A 17,605-nucleotide genomic window follows, 5' to 3' on the forward strand; every position below is an offset into this window, starting at 1 on the left:
GTTCATACCTGCAATACAGAGCTGACAAGAAGCTGGCTATAGGCGTGCTGCGGATCGTCCAGTACCTGATCTGTCAGGCCCGCTTCTACCACTCGGCCTGATTTCATGACCATAAGGCGGTCCGCCAGCAGGCGAACCACGGCCAGGTCATGGGTGACGATGATCGCGGACAGTCCCATGTCACGCACAAGCCCCCGCAGCAGATCCAGTAGGCGTGCCTGAACCGAAACATCTAGACCACCTGTGGGTTCATCCATGAACACCAGACGCGGGCCAGTCACGAGGTTGCGCGCTATCTGCAAGCGTTGCTGCATCCCGCCCGAGAATGTTGTAGGTCGATCATCGACACGGGACGCATCAATCTCAACCCGCCCGAGCCAGTCCGTGGCCTTGTCGCGGATGTCGCCATAGTTGCGCTCGCCTACTGCCATCAACCGCTCGCCTACATTGCCACCGGCGCTGACGCCCATGCGCAGCCCGTCGCGGGCGTGTTGGTGGACAAAGGCCCAGTCAGTGCGACCGAGCATCCGCCGCTCCGGCTCTGACATGGTGATTGTGTCGCGGGGGCCGTTCGTGCGCGTGTCGAATACCACCTGTCCCGCATCGGGGGTCAGATGCCCTGCCATGCAATTGAGCAAGGTGGATTTACCCGACCCGCTTTCGCCAACGATCCCCATAACCTCACCGGGATACAGGTCAAAAGACACATCGGCGCAACCAATATGCGCACCATATCGCTTAGTGATGCCCTGAACGGAAAGCAAAGGTGTCATGCTGCGTCCTTTCCTTTGTGGCCCGCTGTTTGGCGCGCTTCGCAATAATCGGTGTCAGAACAGACAAACATCCGCCCCCCTGCGTCATCGATGATCAACTCATCCAGATAGCTGTCTGTCGCACCGCACATTCCGCAGGGGTGATCAGCTTTGGACGCTTCGAACGGATGATCCTCAAAGTCGAGGCTGACCACTTGGGTATAAGGGGGCAGCGCGTAAATACGTTGCTCGCGGCCCGCGCCAAAAAGCTGGATTGCGGCCATATCGCCCAGTTTGGGGTTGTCGAATTTGGGGATTGGCGAGGGATCCATCACATAGCGCCCTTCGACCTTGACCGGATAGGCGTACGAGGTCGCGATATGACCGTGGCGGCTGATATCTTCGTAGAGTTTCACATGCATCAGCCCATATTCTTCAAGACTGTGCATCTTGCGGGTCTCGCTTTCACGGGGTTCGAGAAAGCGCAGCGGTTCGGGAATCGGCACCTGATAGACAAGGATTTGACCCTCGTGCAGCGGTTCTTCGGGGATGCGGTGCCGGGTCTGGATCACAGTGGCATCACTTGTCGCCGTGGTCGTCGCAACACCTGCTGTCCGTTGAAAGAAAGTCCGAATTGAAACGGCGTTTGTTGTGTCATCGGCCCCTTGGTCGATCACCTTGAACATGTCCTTGGGCGTCAGCACCGCAGCCGACACCTGCACGCCGCCTGTACCCCAGCCATAGGGCATTGGCATCTCGCGAGAGGCGAAAGGGACCTGATAGCCGGGAATGGCAAGCCCCTTAAGGATTGCGCGGCGGATCATCCGCTTGGTCTGTTCGTCCAAATAGGCGAAGTTGTACTCGGTCATTCCGCTGCCTCCTGCACCTGTTGCGCACCCGCTTCGCGACGGAGCTTGCGCACGAGTTCCAATTCAGACTGAAAATCGACGTAATGGGGCAGTTTGATATGCTCTAGGAACCCCGTCGCCTGAATGTTGTCGGCGTGATACAAAACGAATTCAGCGTCCTGTGCGGGTGCACCAACGTTATCCTCGCCCAATTCTTCCCAGCGTAGCGCGCGATCGACCAAGGCCATGGAGATTGCCTTGCGCTCGGTTTGGCCAAAGACGAGCCCATAGCCACGCGTGAACTGCGGCAGCTCGGTTTTCGAGCCGGTGAATTGGTTGACCGTCTCGCATTCGGTCAGGGTCACTTCGCCGATCTCAACAGCAAATCCCAGTTCGGGAATGTCCATCTCGACCGGCACCGACCCGATCCTTAGCTCGCCCACAAAGGCATGGTTGCGCCCGTAGCCGCGCTGCGTAGAGTAGGCGAGGCCAAGCGTAAAACCTTCGTCCGCGCGGGTCAGCGCTTGCAGGCGCAGGGCGCGGTCGGCGGGCATTTCCAGCGGTTCGCGGGTCAGGTCTGGGGGTGGCGTATCGTCATGGGGGGCCTCTTCGATCAGCCCTTCGCGGTTCAGGAATGCGGTGACATGCGGGACAGTGCCCGTCTCGGCGTCACGAGATGGAGCCTTGGGCACCTCGCCATCAGCGGCCAGTTTGAAATCAAGCAAACGGTGCGTGTAGTCAAATGTTGGGCCAAGGACCTGCCCGCCGGGCAAGTCCTTGAACGTGGCCGAGATCCGCCTGTCGCAGGCCATAATGCCGGTATCGACAGGCTCGGACGCACCAAAGCGCGGCAGAGTGGTGCGATAGGCGCGAATGAGGAAAATCGCTTCGATCAGATCGCCACGCGCCTGCTTGATTGCAAGTGCCGCAAGGTCCGGATCATAAAGCGACCCTTCGGCCATGACGCGATTGACGGCTAGACTTAATTGCTCGCGGATTTGCGCAATGCTGAGCTCCGCGACATCTGTGTTACCGCGGCGTTCTTCGGCGAGCCAGGCATGGGCATTCTCGATTGCCCGCTCTCCGCCTTTGACTGCTACATACATGTCAGGATGCTCCTACCTGCGTTATCGCTTCGCTACTTGAGCGCGTAACTTCGGTTGATCGGGGCAAAGCCGCGAGACGTTCGCCACAAGTGAAAATGAAATCCAGCCCCAACGGGAACAGGGTTCGGTTGGCCTGAAACGCATCCAGTTCTGGCAAGGAAAGCGTTGCCGTTTCCTTGATACCGGGACCCGTCAATGTTGCACCCGAGGCGGCAAGCTCTGAACATTCGACGATGAGCGTGGCCGAGCGGTCAGGGTACTCGGACGTGCCGATCGGGTAGACCGCGAGCGGCGCGAGCGCGTCCCACTTGCCAACCGCAAACATACAATGCGCGGGGCCAACCAAAGGGGCACCTGTGTGAAAGGCCAGCCACGCCCGCACCGCTTGGCAATCCATGTCGCCAGCCAGATAAACCGGTGTTTGCGTATCGCAAAGCGTCAGCAGAACGGCACCCATCGCGGGCGACAGCGGGGCTGGGGGTGCAGCCCCGTGGATGTCCTGAATTGCGCCGGGGCGCGCCATGGCCTCCATCACACTGCGAAATGCGTGGGCTGACTGTGTGGCTGGATCGGTAAAGCCGCCGGACAGGGTGTTTGCCTGCATCAGTCTTCTCCTCGGGTCATGGTAAAGAAATCAACCTTTGTCGCGGCTGCCTTGGCCGCGCGGGCGGCTTTCATGGTGGCCAATCCTGCTTCCAGCGGCTCAAGGACCGCCTCGCGCAGCCTATTTGCCATTCCCGTCTGCATCAGCGCATCAACGAGAGCGGCGACCTCGGCATCTGCTTTGCGGCGCCCTTGAATATAGCTGTGCCCGACTTCGCCGGTTTCCAGCGTCAAGGCGCAGCGGGTTATCGTCATTTCGCCCAGATTGAAGGGTGCGCCAGTGGCACCAGCGCGCGCGCGGACCATCGTGCTGCCAATTTCTGGCGCACGCAGCCACGTAAAGGCAGGACGCGATATTTCAGCATCCAACAGTGCGGCCACACGGCCTTCGGGCGCTTTGGCCAGCAGACCCATCCACGCCTTACGGGGATTATTTTCGTTCACAGTGTCTTTCATCTCGACAACTTGTCTCTTTCCTATACAACTATACATATCTTATCATTTTGACGTCCTCATGACAGAAGAGTTTTGTGAAATTTGCGTGACAGTTCTGACAAGACCCCGATCTGGAAGGCGATCGCTAACGCTTTGCGCAGCGATTTGGCCGAAGGGCGCTATAACCCCGGTGACAAGCTGCCGACCGAGGCAACGCTGGCAGACCGCTTTGGCGTGAACCGCCACACAGTACGCCATGGGATTTCTGTATTGGTCGAAGAAGGGCTGGTGCGCACCCGTCGCGGAGCAGGGGCCTTTGTCGCGGCCACGCCGACCGACTATCCGATTGGCCAGCGCGTGCGGTTCCATGAAAACCTGATCGCCGCAGGCCGCAGGCCCGAAAAGCGCAAGCTTGCGTTGGACGAGCGCGCAGCAACGATCGGCGAGGCTCAGGCGTTGCAGATCGAGGCCGGCGATCCGGTTTGTGTCTATCACGGGCTTTCGTTGGCTGATGGCCAACCGGTTGCTGTATTCGAAAGCTTGTTTCCACTGGCGCGACTAGTAGGCATCACCACTGCGCTGAAGGAATCAAGCAGCGTGACTGAAGCGTTGAGTGTTGTGGGCATCGACGACTATACGCGTGCCTCAACCCGCCTGACGGCAGTCCGCGCTACGGCAACCCACGCGCTGCTGTTGCATGTTGCCGAAGGCGATCCGTTGCTGAGATCCTCGAATCTAAATCATTGCAAGGATGGGCTGCCCGTAGAATACGGTCGCACTTGGTTTGCCGGTGACCGGGTAACGTTGACACTTGAAACGTGAGGCCTGCGCGTCAGCACAGAACCCGTATCCATCTACTTTGAACCTAATGATAAGCTTGTCTTTTCCTAGCGGCGCAACGCGACAACCTTGTGACGTCTGGTGTCAGCTCGTGCCTTCGTGGTGCTCCAGAAATTCCTCTGCACTGAGGTTGCGAAAATCATCAAGCGCGCTGCGCAGGCGTGCGTGCGGCCAATCCCACCATGCAAGCTGCATAAGCCTGTCAACAATCCGTGGTGCGAAACGAGGACGCATCGGGACAGCAGGGATGCCTGCCACGATCATGTAGGGAGGCACATCCTTTGTCACAATTGCACCGCCTGCGATAACTGCCCCGTGGCCGATATTCACTTCGGGCCGGACCTGCGCGCCATGGCCAAGCCATGTATCATGACCAATCACCGTGCGACGGCTGCGCCTGTGGGCGAACCAAGCGTCATCGTGATCTGCATCTTCGAAATAATCGGCCGAGCGATAGTGAAAGTGATGCAAACTTGCTTTTTCCATCGGGTGATCCGTGGCACCGATCCGTACGAAGGCTGCAATATTCGAGAACTTGCCCACGGAGGCATTGGCAATGTCGGCAAACCGGTCGCAGTATGAATAGTCATCCATATGGGAGTGCGCCAAGCGGCTACCGCGTCCGATTTCCACATACTGTCCGAATGTTGCATCGGTGATCTCGCAATCGGGATGAATAAAGGGGACATCCGGTTTCAATCTGGGCGTACTCAAACCGCGCGCTCCTCGCCATTCCACCGAAAGTACTTGCCGGATCGCGCAAGAGCGAGACCTTCTGCTAATGTGATAATCCCTGCCGCGACCCGATCTTTGTGCGTGGTCGGTCTGTCCGGTCGGTGAGAGCCTGCGTGCGTGATGACACGATCACCCGTATGGTGAAGTGAAGTGATCAGAATGCGTACCATCAGGTTTTGCGCCCGATCAGCTTGGCGCGCAGCCAGCCCGAAAACCAATCCATTAACATCACCATGGCGATGATCAGGATGATATAATAGGCGACTTCTTCCCAGTCTTTCTGGGTCTGGATTGCTTGGGTCAGCATAAGGCCGATGCCACCGCCTGTGATCGCGCCGATGATGGTGGCAGAGCGGGTGTTGGATTCAAGGAAGTAAAAGATTTGGGCCAGAAGCACCGGAACAATCTGCGGTATGACGCCAAAGCGATAGCGTTGCAGCGGTTTGGCTCCGGTCGAGGCGACGCCCTCGATTTGCTTTTGATCCACGTTTTCCAATGCCTCCGAGAAGATTTTGCCAAAGGTGCCGGTATCTGTGATCAGGATTGCCAATGCGCCAGTAAGCGGGCCCGGACCGAAGGCACGGGCTAGGACCACCGTCCAGATCAGCGCATCGACACCGCGTAAAAAATCGAACAGGCGGCGGGTGGCCGCGCGCAACAACATCAACGGCGAGAACCGTTTGGCTGCGAGAAAGCCCAACGGCAGGGCGATGAGGGCTGCCCCCATCGTGCCAAGGAAGGCCATCAGGATCGTCTCGCCAATGGCCCAAGCCACATCCTTGTGCCGCCACATGGTGTTGTTCCACCAATCAGAGACTGCGCCAGTGATATTGCCGCGCGCAGGGTCGATTTGGTCGCCAAACAGGATCGTGGCCAAGGACTGTCCGTAGTAGGGGCTGTCGAGCGTGAACCAGAACAGCTCCCAACCGGGGAAATAATTGAAAACCTCGGTCCGAGCGCCCGTCAAGGTAATGCGACCTTCGGGTGTGGTGATGCCAACGCGGCGGTCCGAGGCGGAAATCCAATCGGGCAGATCATCGGGCAGGTTGGTCGTGACGGTGCGCCCCTCGGCCTGCGCCTCGATCAGTTGGAAGCCGGGAATTTCGATCTCGGTCCGGTTGTCTGGCAAATAGCGCACAATGATGTCACCGCCCAGATCGATGGTGATGACTTCATCCCCCCTCACCCAATCGGGGCGCTGGCCCTCTGGGTAGGTACCCTTGCGTTCGCCTTCGACGGCATAGGTTACATTTCCCGATCGGTTGTCCCGGGTGGCATGCACCTTGTAGGACCAACTGTCGGAAGCCAGCGTCACGGCGTTTTCCATATTGGCGCGTCCGGCAAGACCAGGCAGGTCAAACGCGAAGAAGATATAGACGAAATAGACTGCGATGACCGAAGGGATGCCAAAGCCAATCAAGCGTTTGCGCGCAAATAGCTTTTCGGCCTCAAACTTGGTCGCGTCCAGATCAATAGTGGTCATTGGCCCTGTCCTTCAGTCAAACGATTGCGGTAGCGGCTGGACACTTGATCGAAGAATACGATTGTGCCGAACAGAAGGATAAAAATCGCGGCGGCTTCATCAAAACGTCCTGGCCCCCAGGCCATAGCGTTTCGCAACTCATAACCAAGCCCACCGGCGCCGACGAATCCAAGTATTGCCGAGGCACGGATGTTGATTTCAAATCGCAACAGCGTGTAGCTCACGTAGTTCGGTGCAACCTGCGGCAACACACCCAGAAGCATTCGCTGCGACCAGGTCGCACCTGTGGAGGCAAGTCCGTCTACAGCTTTCAAGTCGGTGTTTTCGGAAACTTCGGAAAACATCTTGGCCAGTGCACCGGCCGTATGGATGGCAATTGCGATCATTGCGGGAACGGGCCCACCACCGAGCACAAAGATCAGAACCAGTGCGATGACGATTTCAGGCACGGCGCGCATGATATCCGAAATGCGGCGGAACAAAGGGATCAGACGCGGCCATTTCGCCAATCCGCGCGTGCCGAGCAGCGACAGGAACAAGCCGCCGATTGCACCGATCAGGGTCGAGACCGCGGCGATGTTGATGGTCTCCACCAAGGCGGGGAAATACTTGACGATCAAGGCGGGCAGATCGGCGCGCTTATCCCACGCTTCAGATAGAACATCTGCTGGGTAATCGCCGATCTGATGCAGCCCATCCCAGAAACCTCCAGCGTTGCGGTCATCTGCGACATTGAACCCGGAAACCATCAGAACGACGAAAATCAGAAGAGTAAGACCGCCATAGAGCCTGCGGCGCTGTACCTGCGCCATATAGCTGGCTTGAATGCCGTCTACGTGGTGTTGCGCGCCACTCAGTGAAATATCTGCCATCCTGACCTCCGGACAAAGAAATACCGGCAGCCCCAAAGGGCTACCGGATGCGTCATAAAAATTGTCTTAGTTTCCAATTACGGACTGGCGTGCCGCAACAATGCTTTCGTACATCGCGTGCGTGACTGGCTGGAAACCCAGCGTTTCGCCTGCAGCGACGCCGTAGGCACATTCAGGGTCCGCTTCGTAAAGGCCATCTACCAGTGCAACCATTGTAGCTTTGACATCGTCCGGCAAAGCTTGACGCAGAACGACCGGGCCTTCGGGAATTACGTTGGATTGCCAGATTTGAACCATGTCGTTCATGTCGACGAGACCTGCATCAACCGCTTTGCGCAGCGCGCCGGAATTGTAGCCGTCTTCCCAGTTTCCCTGACCATCGGCCCACGTCACGCCGCCGTCGATATCGCCGTTGTTTACTGCGACGATAGTCTGCTCATGACCGCCTGTGAATCTGACTTCATCAAAGTACTCGCCGGACTCCATGGTGATGCCGTCTTTGTACTGCGGGATCTCGATGGAAGGGATAAGGTAGCCAGATGTGGAGTTCGGATCACCGAAACCAAACACCTTGCCTTCCATGTCATCCAGCGATGTGATGCCGCTATCGATGCGGGCAAAGCCGATAGAATGATAACCGACTGAACCATCAAGGTTGACCTTGATCAGGACAGGCTCAACCGCGTCCGGATCCTGTAGGAATGTTGCGGCATAGGAAGATGCGCCCAACCATGCCATGTCGATGGTGCCACCCAGAAGGCCCTGGATGACGCCATTATAGTCGGCTGGGGCGAAAAGCTTGGTTTCGACGCCGAGCGCTGCGGTCGTGTAATCCGCCAGACACTGGTAGCTGTTCATCCGGTCCTGCGCGTTTTCGCCGCCGAGGATACCGATGCGGAATTCGGTGATCTCTTGGGCAAAAGCGCCCGTGCTGAGAGCTGTGGTGGCGGCAAGCGCCAGTGCGAGGGTCTTTGTCATTGTTATCTCCGTGGTTTGTTGCCCTACCGCGTTGCGGCTAATTGAGGGCAGGTTGATTAGGGTGGCCTGCCGCAGATGCGCAGGCTGATATTGGCTCAGGCGTAGGCTTTCTCTTCGCGGACCTCTGACCTGCCCAGTGTTTCGATTTCGGTGGAAGTGGCGGCTTCGGAAAAATCCGCGCCAGCCCCGTAGATGTCACGTGCGACCCCGACGGTCAGCTGCTCTGGCGTGCCATCAAAGACGATCCGCCCATCGCGCATCCCGATTACGCGATCGCAATAGCGTCGCGCAGTATCAAGCGTGTGCAGGTTTGCGATGACCATGCGCCCGTCTTCTTCGTGAATGCGGCGCAGGGCTTGCATGACTACTTGCGCATTCATCGGATCAAGGCTTGCGATCGGTTCATCAGCAAGGATGATTTTCGGATCCTGCATCAAAGCGCGCGCAATCGCCACGCGCTGTTGCTGGCCGCCTGATAGTGCCTCGGCCCGCTTCGGGGCCTGTTCGGCAATACCGAGCCGGTCAAGGATTTCAATGGCGCGGTGGATATCAGATTGCGGGTAAAGGTTGAACATTGTCGCAAAGGTCGACCGCTTGTTCAGGGTGCCGTGCAGCACGTTTGAAACGACATCCATGCGGGGGACGAGGTTGAACTGCTGGAAAATCATGGCGCATCGCGATTGCCAATTGCGTCGCGCAGATCCCCGCAGCCCGGTGATATCTTCACCCTCAAAGGTAATCGTGCCCTGCGAGGCATCGCTTAGACAATTGACCATCCGCAAGAGCGTTGACTTACCCGCACCAGAACGGCCAATGATCCCAATCATCGACGGTTTTTCCACCAGGATGTTTGCAGCATCTACAGCCGTTTTATCCCCGAAACGCTTGGTCAGCTTATCAATCTTCAGCATATCGCCCCCATGTTTGGTGAGGGCGTAATCGCCTGACGCTACGGTTTGATGACGGTTTTGATTCAGTTTCTTTACATAAAAGTAATAGAAAAATGACACGTCCAAGTGAGGTAACGCGCAAGCTTTTGCGATGATTGGGGCATATTGCCTTGCGATGAATACCGGCTGCTAAGTGGCGAGGTCGCGCGCGCTTTTTGTTGGGTTTGCGTCAAACAATGGCGGATCATTGCGACTTTGCTGCTTTTGGCCGCAGCAGGCTTGCGCCGTAGGTCAGCACGAACCCTGCAAACGCGGCTATCCACAAGATGCCGGTCGCAATGATCAGATCGGGGAATAGGCCCGAAAGCCACCGTGCGCCTGTCGATGCAAGCACGCACAGATATATGACAACCGTTGCCTTGTTTGCATGCAATGCCTGCCCTGTGTGGCCCAGTGTCGCGCGCGTCATCACCGCGAGCGTCATCGTGCCGATTGCTCCGGCCATCCAGATATGTTGTGCCGCTGCAAGATTATGCGCGCCTGTCAGTACATCGACAGACAGTGCAAATGCGCCAAGCGGGACGAACAGATAGGCCAGATGCAAGATCCAGACCAACGGGTCCGGCAATGTGTGGTGTCCTTGCCAGCGCATGATCCGGACCGTATGGAGCACACCAAAGGCCATCAGGCCAATCGCTGACACAGATGCGCCCGGGGCCAGAATCCACGTCACGAGAACGGGCAGGCTGGCCAGCAATGCCAGCTTGTCAAAGCGCTGCATCGGCGGGGCCGGGCGTGCGGGGTTTGCGCTTTTTGCCAGCCAGTTTCGTGTGAACGACGGAATGATCCGCCCGCCGATGACAGTAATCATCATGATCGCCGTCCCAAGCCCGAGCCGCAGACCATAGCCCTGCGCCGCATATGCGCCACGCGATGCTTCGAAATGGAAAATACCATTGGCAAGGGTGAAAACCACGAGCAGTGCAAAAACAACCAGATTGCGCCAGTTCTTGCCGGCGATAATTTCTTGCAAGATGAACCCGCCCAACAGTAGCGGAAAAGCAAGGTCAACGACCGGCGCGACCCCGACAGGCAGTTGCGCCGAGAAAAAAATCGCGACCCGTCCCAGACACCACAGCGCAAATAGCGCGGCAAGCTTCCAACCCACCATAGGCAGGCGCCCCGTCCAGTTGGGCACCGCCGTGAGCAAAAAGCCCGCGACAATAGCGCCAAGGTATCCGAACAGGAATGCATGCGCGTGCCATGACACCGGATCAAGCCGCGATGGAATGGTAAAGCTGCCCGACACCGCAAGAATCCAGACAGTCATTGCAACCGCAACCCACGCCGAACCGAACAAAAAGAACGGCCGGAACCCGAAACTGAATAGTGCAGGCCCTGACCATGCACGCAATTGTTCTGCGGTGGATTGTTTCATCTTCTTGGTCCTGCGTTTTGCGGATAGGGCTGTTTTGTGCGGCGGTTACGTTGCAGATTGTTTGTCTGCGGTGGTCATCAAATGGCGGATATGGCGCGCGAAATACCATGTGGCGGGCAGGCCGATCACACAGCCAAGCCCGATCGACCATCCCGTCGATGCAACAGGCCCGCCAACCCAGCTAAAAATCAGCGATGCAAAGAACACGTTAACTGCCGCAGCACCCGCGCCGAACGGATAAAGGACCAAGGCGATTTTGCGCGTGGACCAGCCTTGTTCGGTCATGATCTGGCAACCAGTCGCTGCACCAGCACCAGCGCTGCGATCAACGCGAGGCTGCCCAAGGCGAACCAGAATTCGGCTGTGGCAGATTGCGCCTGCGGGATCGGTCTGTCGAATTCGGCGGCCAAACCTGTGGTGGAGAACAGGCAAAAAAGCCCCGAGAGAGTAGTAAGAAAGCGCATTTTATGGCTCCTGTGTGAGATTGCGATAGATATCTGGCAAAGCACGGATCAACCGGTTGGCATCCGGCAGCAACGTAAAACCACCGCGCCCGAAGATACGCGCAAACCAGTCTTGCCCGTCCTCGTCGATGACGATGCCGTGCAGCGAAAGACCGGCCCTGCGGGCTTCGCGGACGGCCATGTGGCTGTCTTCGATACCGTGTTGCCCTTCGTAGTGGTCCAGATCGTTGGGTTTGCCGTCGGTCAGCACAATCAGCAGTTTGCGCGCGCTTGGTTCTTGCGAAAGCTGCGCGCTGACATGGCGGATCGCCGCCCCCAGTCGGGTATAGTGACCGGGTCGTAGCGCGCCGATGTTGGCGATTGTTTCGGCTGATACCGGATCGTCGAAATTCTTGCAGCGGGTGACGAATACGCGGTCGCGGCGCAAGGACGAAAACCCCCAAATGCCAAGCCGGTCGCCAGCGGCATCAATACCGGTGGCAAGGGCGGCCATGGTGTGGCGCGCGACATCGATAATGGTCGTTTCGCCAATTGCGGCCTCGGTTGATCGCGAATTGTCGATCAGGAATGCAACGGATAGATCGCGTTCCGTTTGGCGCGCAGACTGCCAGATCCGGTCCGAACCGCGCCCCGTTGCCCGCAGATCGGCCTGCGAGGTCAGCAAGGCATCCAGATCAAGCTCGGTGCCGTCAACCTGACGCGGCTGCAAGATACGCCGCGGGCGCAGGGCTTCGAACTGGCGGCGCACTTCGCGGGTGCGTCGCGGGTCGGGCACAAAGGCTGTGCCGTCGGGTTGCGCGGGCGCATCCAGCACCCGACAATGGTCAGCCATATAGCTGCGGCTGCGATGGTTCCATTCGGGATAGGTGTGAATGCCTGCCAAGGCCTCGTGATCGGCATCGGCAGGGGACAGGTCAAGGTGCAGGCGCAAACGGGTTGCTGCCTTGCGGTCATGCTTGGATATCGTGATTTCATCCTGATCATCCGCCGCTTTTTGGGCGTTTTCGTCATCGTCGTCATCGACGCTGCGATTGATGTTCATTGATTCAACCCAAGACAGGATTGATTCAAAACGGTGGATGATAAAACTGTCTTTGCGATTGTTTTGTTCGTGGTCCTTACGCGCGCCCAGCTTGCGGCTGGTATGGGCTGCATTTGCTGGCGGCGCTGCGGGATCGGATGTTTCTTCGGCAGCGGGGGCGCCAGACGCGGGCAGGCGGAACCGCAACCAGATCGGCACCGGCGCAAAGGGCATGTAGCCGCGCGATGCCTGATGGTCCAAATCGCTGCTGGCAATGCCGCAAAGCTGGTTGCGGATCGCGTCTTCCATACATGCTTCGCCTTGCGGGCGTTGCACTTGCGGGCGGTGCTGCGCGCTATAGTCGGCCATGCGGGCATAGCCATCGCGCAAACCCGGACAGGCCCGATATGCTGCATCGCAAGCGGCGGCATTCAGCTGGATCTGGCAGCAGTCGAAAGCGGGGCCTTCGGGTGGCAATGCCAGATCCGCAAGATCGCAGGTTGCGGCAATTGCGGTCAGCCAGAAATAGGCCGCCCGATTGAGCGCAGCGTCCGGAAACGCGGCGATCATCGGGGGCAGGTGCAATCGTTCCCCGTCAAAGCTGGCAATCCATTCCCGATCCTGATCCGCTGCCAGTTTGCGCCGCAAGGGGCGGCGGTGGCGCATCAGCGTCGCCGGGGCCTCGGCAAGTTCGACACCGGATGCACCGCCAAGCGCGCGAAACAGAACCGCAAGACTGGGGCGCACCGTCGCAAGCGCGACACCGGCGTCGGGGTGGCACGCATCGGCGCCAATTCCCTGCGCCATGTCATGCCAGAGGTTCCCGACAGTTTCTTCCGGTTCCATGAGATCAAGAAGGCGCATGATACCTATCCGTAGATTGTGCTGATAAGATCGCGCAATGACTGCTGCACGTCGGGTTCATCGCTCAGCGGTTCGATCACCGCAGCCTCGAGCGCTGCGTTTACGCCCATGCCGCCCGCCATCAATGTGGCTGCATAAATCAGCAGGCGGGTTGATACGCCTTCTTCAAGATCCATGCCCGACAGGTTGCGGATATGCCCCGCAAGGCGCACCAGCGGCGCGACGCGTCCAGCCTCAAGGCGGCTTTCGCGGCTGACCACTTTGATCTCTGTTTCCGCATCGGGGAAATCAAACGAGATCGACAAGAACCGTTGTCGCGTCGAAGGCTTGAGCCGCTTAAGCACGTTCTGGTAGCCCGGGTTGTAGCTTGCAACCAACATGAATTCGGGTGGCGCGACCAGTTCTTCGCCGGTGCGGTCGATCATCAGCGTGCGGCGTGTGTCGGTCAGCGGGTGCAAGACAACTGTGACGTCCTTGCGCGCTTCGACGACCTCGTCAAGATAGCAGATGCCGCCTTCGCGCACGGCGCGGGTCAACGGGCCGTCAACCCAAACCGTTTCACCACCTTTCAGCAAATAGCGCCCGATAAGGTCAGCCGCCGAAAGATCGTCGTGGCAGGCCACTGTGTATAGCGGCTTTCCAAGGGTCGCTGCCATATGTTCGACAAAACGGGTTTTGCCGCAGCCGGTCGGCCCCTTCAATAGAAGGGGCAAACCGTTGTTTAGTGCCATTTCGAACAGGTCGCATTCAGATCCGGTCGGTTGATAATATGGCAAGGTTGGAAGTGTTGCGATATTCATTGCTTATTCTCCTGGAACTGGATTTTCTGGACCGCGCGCGATGACTTCGTCCTTGTGCACGATCAACAGCGAATAGATGAACAAGAGCGCACCGATAACAACAGCCGCACCCGCGCCGAACCGCATCATGTAGAAGATCGCAAGATCGTCCTGAACGGTCATGTAGTAGTCACCAAGAACGCGCTGCATATGTGTCTGGATGGTGCCTGCAAATGTCAGCACGAATGTCATGAACGCCATGCCGCCTGTCATCAGCCAGAACGACACCATATTGAGCACCTGATTATACGGCGCACGTTCACGCAGCATCGGCATCGCATAGGTGAATATCGCAAGGTTCAGCGCGACATAGGCCCCGTAAAAGGCAAGGTGACCATGCGCGGCGGTGATCTGTGTGCCGTGGCTGTAAAAGTTCACACCGTGCAAAGTGTGCAAGAAGCCCCAGACGCCTGCGCCAAAGAAGGCAACCGTGCTGGACCCCAGCGACCACAGCAGCGCGGCCTTGTTGGGGTGGTTCTTGCGGCCCTTCCAGACCATGACAAATGCGAATGACATCATCAGGAAGAACGGGATCACTTCGAAAGTCGAGAAAATAGATCCGATCCACTGCCAGTAACCGGGAAGCCCGATCCAGTAGAAATGGTGGCCGGTGCCCAGAATGCCGCTGAAAAGCGCTGTTGCGACGATCACATAAAGCCATTTTTCAACGACTTCGCGGTCCACGCCTGTCAGCTTGAGCAGCAAGAAAGCAAGGATTGCGGCCATGACCAGTTCCCAGGTTGCCTCGACCCACAGGTGCACAACAAACCACCAGTACATTTTGTCCAAAGACAGGTTGTCAGGGTTGATAAAGGCGAAAACCCAAAGCAGCGACAACAACCAAAGGCCCATCAGCAAGACATTTGTGATGGCGGTCTTTTTACCGGCCAGAACCGTCATCGAGATGTTCAAAAGAAAGATCAGCGCCGCGACCAGAATCCCGAACTTAACCCAAAGCGGTTGCTCTAGGAATTCGCGACCTCCGTGGATACCGACCAGATAGGATCCCACCGCGCCCAAAGTGCCGACAAGAAGAATGATCAACTGGATGTAAGCCAGCTTTGGCGACCATATCTCGCGTTCGGATTCTTCGGGGATCAGGAAATATGCCGCGCCAAAGAACCCCAGCAACAGCCAGACAATCAGCGCGTTGGTGTGGATCATGCGGATGACGTTAAAGGGTAGGATTTCGGAAAGAAAGTTGGGCGAAACATAGATCCAGCCCGCCAACAGCCCGCCCAGTACCTGGATTCCGAACAGCGCCATGGCTGCAAGAAAATACCAGTAGGCTACTTTTTGTGTTTGATATTTCATTTGAATGTCTCCTTAACCGGCGTCGGTGGGCGGCCAGCCCTGTGTGTCAGTCTGATCTGCCCAACGCAGAAATTCTGATAGCCCGCGTATTTCTTCATCTGTGAATTCATAGCGCGGCATCTGGCGGCGACCTTCGATCCCGCTTGGCTGGGCTTCGATCCAGCCCTTAAGCGTTTCAAACGCGGCTTGCGGGTCTTCTTGGACGCCCCAGCGGGTCATCACGTTGCCGACTTCGGGTGCGAAATAGGCGCCTTCGCCGTGCAATGAATGGCAGTTGATGCAGGATGCGGCTTCCCACACATGTTTGCCTTTGACGACCTCTTCGGTCAGCGGCATGCCAGCGGTTGACGTGTTCACCACGTATTTGTGCGAATGGACAGTCATCCCAATAAAGACGACGACAAAGAAAATCGAGCCTCCATAAAAGATGTTGCGCGCCCGCGATTTGGTCAGAAATTCAGCCATTTTGTTGGATCTCCTTGGGCTTCAGTTGGCGCAAGGATACGAGAGCACACCGTGGCAAAGTTTGTGCCAGCGCAAAGTTCGGGCAGTTTCGCAGGCTAAGATTGCCCCCGGAGGAGCCAAAATGGGTATGCCGAGATTAGATGATCCTGATCTGCCGCTGGCAGACATTATGTCCTACTGGCCGGAAACGATTCCGGTGTTCCTACGTCATAAGATGTTGTGTGTGGGTTGCCTTGTTGGCCCGTTCCACACAATCGTTGACGCCTGCGCCGAATACCATCTTGATCAGGAACGTTTTATGGGAGAGTTGATTTCCGCGGTCGCGGGGCGCAGCTAGACGTTGCTAATCAGCACCAGCGCATGGGGATCGGTGACAATGATCCGCTTGCGTTTGCTGCTGACAATTCCCTGCTTTTCCCACTTGCTAAGCAGCCTGCTGACCGTGTGCAGTGTCGTCGCGGTAAGTTCGGAAAGATCCTGCCGTGTAATCGGGAAATCGACCTCGATTCCTTTGCTGGTCTTTCGGCCGGATTGGTTGATCAGCCGCAGCAACGCGCAGGCGATCCGTTGTTCTACCTGCTGTGTCGCCATTTCGACGATTCTTGTGTTCATTTCCCCGACACGCTTGCCGACTGCTTTATATGTCTCGGTTGCGAACCCTTCATATTCCGCAACAAAACTGTCCCAAAGACGCATTGGCCAGCTTAGGACAATCGCTTCGGAAGCGGTGATCGCGGTCGCGGGGTATGTATCCCTGCCAAGCGCTTTGGCAATCCCCATCAGCTGCCCTGCCGGAATATGGAGCGATGTGACCTGATCGCCCGTTGCGGTAATGCGCACAACACGGACATAGCCGTCCAATAGCATATAGAAACGATCCGCGTCGGCGCCTTCATCGAATATCGCAACGCCGGCATCATAGCGCCGCGATGTGGCCTGATCCAACACGTTGCGAATCTGTGTTTTCGCCAGCTTTGAAAACGGCGGCAAATGCGTCAGCAGGCTTTCGTCCAGTCGCGCAAACGGTTTTTCAGTCATCACTTTGTCCATGCCAACATCCTGCCACAGTTAACGAAACTGCGCCAACTTAACCAAAGCGCAAAACCGTATCGAAGTTTGACCTAGCACAATGTTCGCGCCCGCGCATGCCTTAAGATTGGAAGCAAGACGAAACAAGATTGAGAAGGAAAAACAACATGATTCGTAAACTTGTAGCCGGCCTCGCAGTTTCAGCCCTGATGGGCAGCGCAGCTTTTGCCGAAACATTCGAAGTTCAAATGCTGAATGTCGGCTCTGACGGCGAGCGCATGGTTTTTGAACCAGCCTTTGTGCACGCAGCCGCCGGTGACACAATCAAGTTTGTCGCCACAGACCGTGGCCACAACGCCGAACTGAATGACGGGATGTTCCCTGAAGGTGCCGAACAGTTCGCAGGCAGTATCAACGAAGAATTCGAAGTCACACTGGACGTCGAAGGCGTCTATGGCGTGATCTGCAAACCGCACTTTTCCATGGGGATGGTGATGGTCATCGCAGTCGGTGATGTCGACGCCCCTGACACATTCCTTGAAGGCCGCGTACCACGTGGCGCCAAGGCCCGCTTTGAGACCCTTCTGGGCAATCTCTAACACTTTCCAACTGTGCGGGGCATGAGGCCC

21 protein-coding genes are annotated in these 17,605 nt (G+C 57.4%); 3 read left to right on the forward strand and 18 right to left on the reverse strand.

Annotated elements, in window-relative coordinates; translation table 11 throughout:
* Positions 1-2 precede the first annotated feature (2 nt).
* Genes phnK through phnG form a run of 5 tightly spaced genes read right to left on the reverse strand, consistent with a single transcriptional unit; the run spans position 3 to position 3,765 of the window.
* Positions 3-773, reverse strand: coding sequence for a phosphonate C-P lyase system protein PhnK (gene phnK, locus BM320_RS01915; protein WP_090195759.1), 771 nt, complete (start codon positions 771-773; stop codon positions 3-5).
* Positions 770-1,621, reverse strand: a complete 852-nt coding sequence (locus BM320_RS01920) for an alpha-D-ribose 1-methylphosphonate 5-phosphate C-P-lyase PhnJ (protein ID WP_090195762.1) — start codon at positions 1,619-1,621, stop codon at positions 770-772. Before BM320_RS01920 ends, phnK begins: the two co-directional genes overlap by 4 nt.
* The gene (locus BM320_RS01925; RefSeq protein WP_090195764.1) at positions 1,618-2,706 is read right to left on the reverse strand and encodes a carbon-phosphorus lyase complex subunit; all 1,089 of its coding nucleotides are present in this window, start codon (positions 2,704-2,706) and stop codon (positions 1,618-1,620) included. The genes BM320_RS01920 and BM320_RS01925 overlap by 4 nt, the downstream gene beginning before the upstream one ends.
* Before the next feature lies 1 nt (position 2,707).
* A complete protein-coding gene (phnH, locus tag BM320_RS01930) occupies positions 2,708-3,310 on the reverse strand; it encodes a phosphonate C-P lyase system protein PhnH (RefSeq protein ID WP_090195767.1) in 603 nt (200 codons plus the stop codon).
* Positions 3,310-3,765, reverse strand: a complete 456-nt coding sequence (gene phnG, locus BM320_RS01935) for a phosphonate C-P lyase system protein PhnG (protein WP_090195770.1) — start codon at positions 3,763-3,765, stop codon at positions 3,310-3,312. The genes phnH and phnG overlap by 1 nt, the downstream gene beginning before the upstream one ends.
* Positions 3,766-3,846: 81 nt before the next feature.
* On the opposite strand from phnG, the gene phnF reads away from it, so the two are divergent.
* A complete protein-coding gene (gene phnF / locus BM320_RS01940; RefSeq protein WP_090195772.1) occupies positions 3,847-4,566 on the forward strand; it encodes a phosphonate metabolism transcriptional regulator PhnF in 720 nt (239 codons plus the stop codon).
* 102 nt (positions 4,567-4,668) lie between these two features.
* Here the strand turns inward: phnF and BM320_RS01945 are convergent, their stop codons facing one another.
* From BM320_RS01945 to BM320_RS02005, 12 genes are all read right to left on the reverse strand, one after another.
* Complete coding sequence (locus BM320_RS01945; RefSeq protein WP_090195777.1) at positions 4,669-5,298, reverse strand: LbetaH domain-containing protein; 630 nt, start codon at positions 5,296-5,298, stop codon at positions 4,669-4,671.
* Between the two features lie 190 nt (positions 5,299-5,488).
* The gene (gene phnE, locus BM320_RS01955; protein WP_090195782.1) at positions 5,489-6,802 is read right to left on the reverse strand and encodes a phosphonate ABC transporter, permease protein PhnE; all 1,314 of its coding nucleotides are present in this window, start codon (positions 6,800-6,802) and stop codon (positions 5,489-5,491) included.
* On the reverse strand, positions 6,799-7,674 hold the full coding sequence (gene phnE / locus BM320_RS01960) for a phosphonate ABC transporter, permease protein PhnE (RefSeq protein WP_090200246.1): 876 nt from the start codon (positions 7,672-7,674) through the stop codon (positions 6,799-6,801). The genes phnE (BM320_RS01955) and phnE (BM320_RS01960) overlap by 4 nt, the downstream gene beginning before the upstream one ends.
* Positions 7,675-7,740: 66 nt before the next feature.
* Complete coding sequence (gene phnD, locus BM320_RS01965) at positions 7,741-8,652, reverse strand: phosphonate ABC transporter substrate-binding protein (RefSeq protein ID WP_090195785.1); 912 nt, start codon at positions 8,650-8,652, stop codon at positions 7,741-7,743.
* A gap of 95 nt (positions 8,653-8,747) precedes the next feature.
* Complete coding sequence (gene phnC, locus BM320_RS01970; protein WP_090200248.1) at positions 8,748-9,563, reverse strand: phosphonate ABC transporter ATP-binding protein; 816 nt, start codon at positions 9,561-9,563, stop codon at positions 8,748-8,750.
* Positions 9,564-9,786: 223 nt separating this feature from the next.
* Complete coding sequence (locus BM320_RS01975) at positions 9,787-10,980, reverse strand: NnrS family protein (protein ID WP_090195788.1); 1,194 nt, start codon at positions 10,978-10,980, stop codon at positions 9,787-9,789.
* A gap of 45 nt (positions 10,981-11,025) precedes the next feature.
* Positions 11,026-11,265 carry an NnrT protein gene (locus BM320_RS01980; protein ID WP_090195791.1) on the reverse strand — a complete coding sequence of 80 codons (240 nt, stop codon included), beginning with the start codon at positions 11,263-11,265 and terminating at the stop codon, positions 11,026-11,028.
* Positions 11,262-11,444 (reverse strand): protein NnrT, encoded by a 183-nt coding sequence (locus tag BM320_RS01985; protein ID WP_165614969.1) that lies wholly within the window; start codon positions 11,442-11,444, stop codon positions 11,262-11,264. Before BM320_RS01985 ends, BM320_RS01980 begins: the two co-directional genes overlap by 4 nt.
* Before the next feature lies 1 nt (position 11,445).
* Complete coding sequence (locus tag BM320_RS01990) at positions 11,446-13,329, reverse strand: nitric oxide reductase activation protein NorD (RefSeq protein WP_090195793.1); 1,884 nt, start codon at positions 13,327-13,329, stop codon at positions 11,446-11,448.
* Positions 13,330-13,334: 5 nt separating this feature from the next.
* A complete protein-coding gene (locus BM320_RS01995; protein WP_090195796.1) occupies positions 13,335-14,129 on the reverse strand; it encodes a CbbQ/NirQ/NorQ/GpvN family protein in 795 nt (264 codons plus the stop codon).
* 3 nt (positions 14,130-14,132) lie between these two features.
* Entirely contained in the window at positions 14,133-15,482 is a 1,350-nt protein-coding gene (locus tag BM320_RS02000; RefSeq protein ID WP_090195798.1) for a cbb3-type cytochrome c oxidase subunit I, read from the reverse strand.
* Positions 15,483-15,494: 12 nt separating this feature from the next.
* Positions 15,495-15,947 (reverse strand): c-type cytochrome, encoded by a 453-nt coding sequence (locus tag BM320_RS02005; RefSeq protein ID WP_090195802.1) that lies wholly within the window; start codon positions 15,945-15,947, stop codon positions 15,495-15,497.
* Positions 15,948-16,068: 121 nt separating this feature from the next.
* On the opposite strand from BM320_RS02005, the gene BM320_RS02010 reads away from it, so the two are divergent.
* The gene (locus BM320_RS02010) at positions 16,069-16,284 is read left to right on the forward strand and encodes a DUF1858 domain-containing protein (protein WP_090200252.1); all 216 of its coding nucleotides are present in this window, start codon (positions 16,069-16,071) and stop codon (positions 16,282-16,284) included.
* Here the strand turns inward: BM320_RS02010 and BM320_RS02015 are convergent.
* Entirely contained in the window at positions 16,281-16,997 is a 717-nt protein-coding gene (locus tag BM320_RS02015) for a Crp/Fnr family transcriptional regulator (protein WP_242650932.1), read from the reverse strand. The genes BM320_RS02010 and BM320_RS02015 overlap by 4 nt on opposite strands.
* Before the next feature lie 146 nt (positions 16,998-17,143).
* On the opposite strand from BM320_RS02015, the gene BM320_RS02020 reads away from it, so the two are divergent.
* Positions 17,144-17,575 (forward strand): pseudoazurin, encoded by a 432-nt coding sequence (locus BM320_RS02020; protein WP_090195804.1) that lies wholly within the window; start codon positions 17,144-17,146, stop codon positions 17,573-17,575.
* The last annotated feature ends 30 nt before the right edge of the window (positions 17,576-17,605 follow it).

The organism is Yoonia tamlensis, assembly GCF_900115105.1.
Classification (GTDB): Bacteria; Pseudomonadota; Alphaproteobacteria; order Rhodobacterales; family Rhodobacteraceae; genus Yoonia; species Yoonia tamlensis.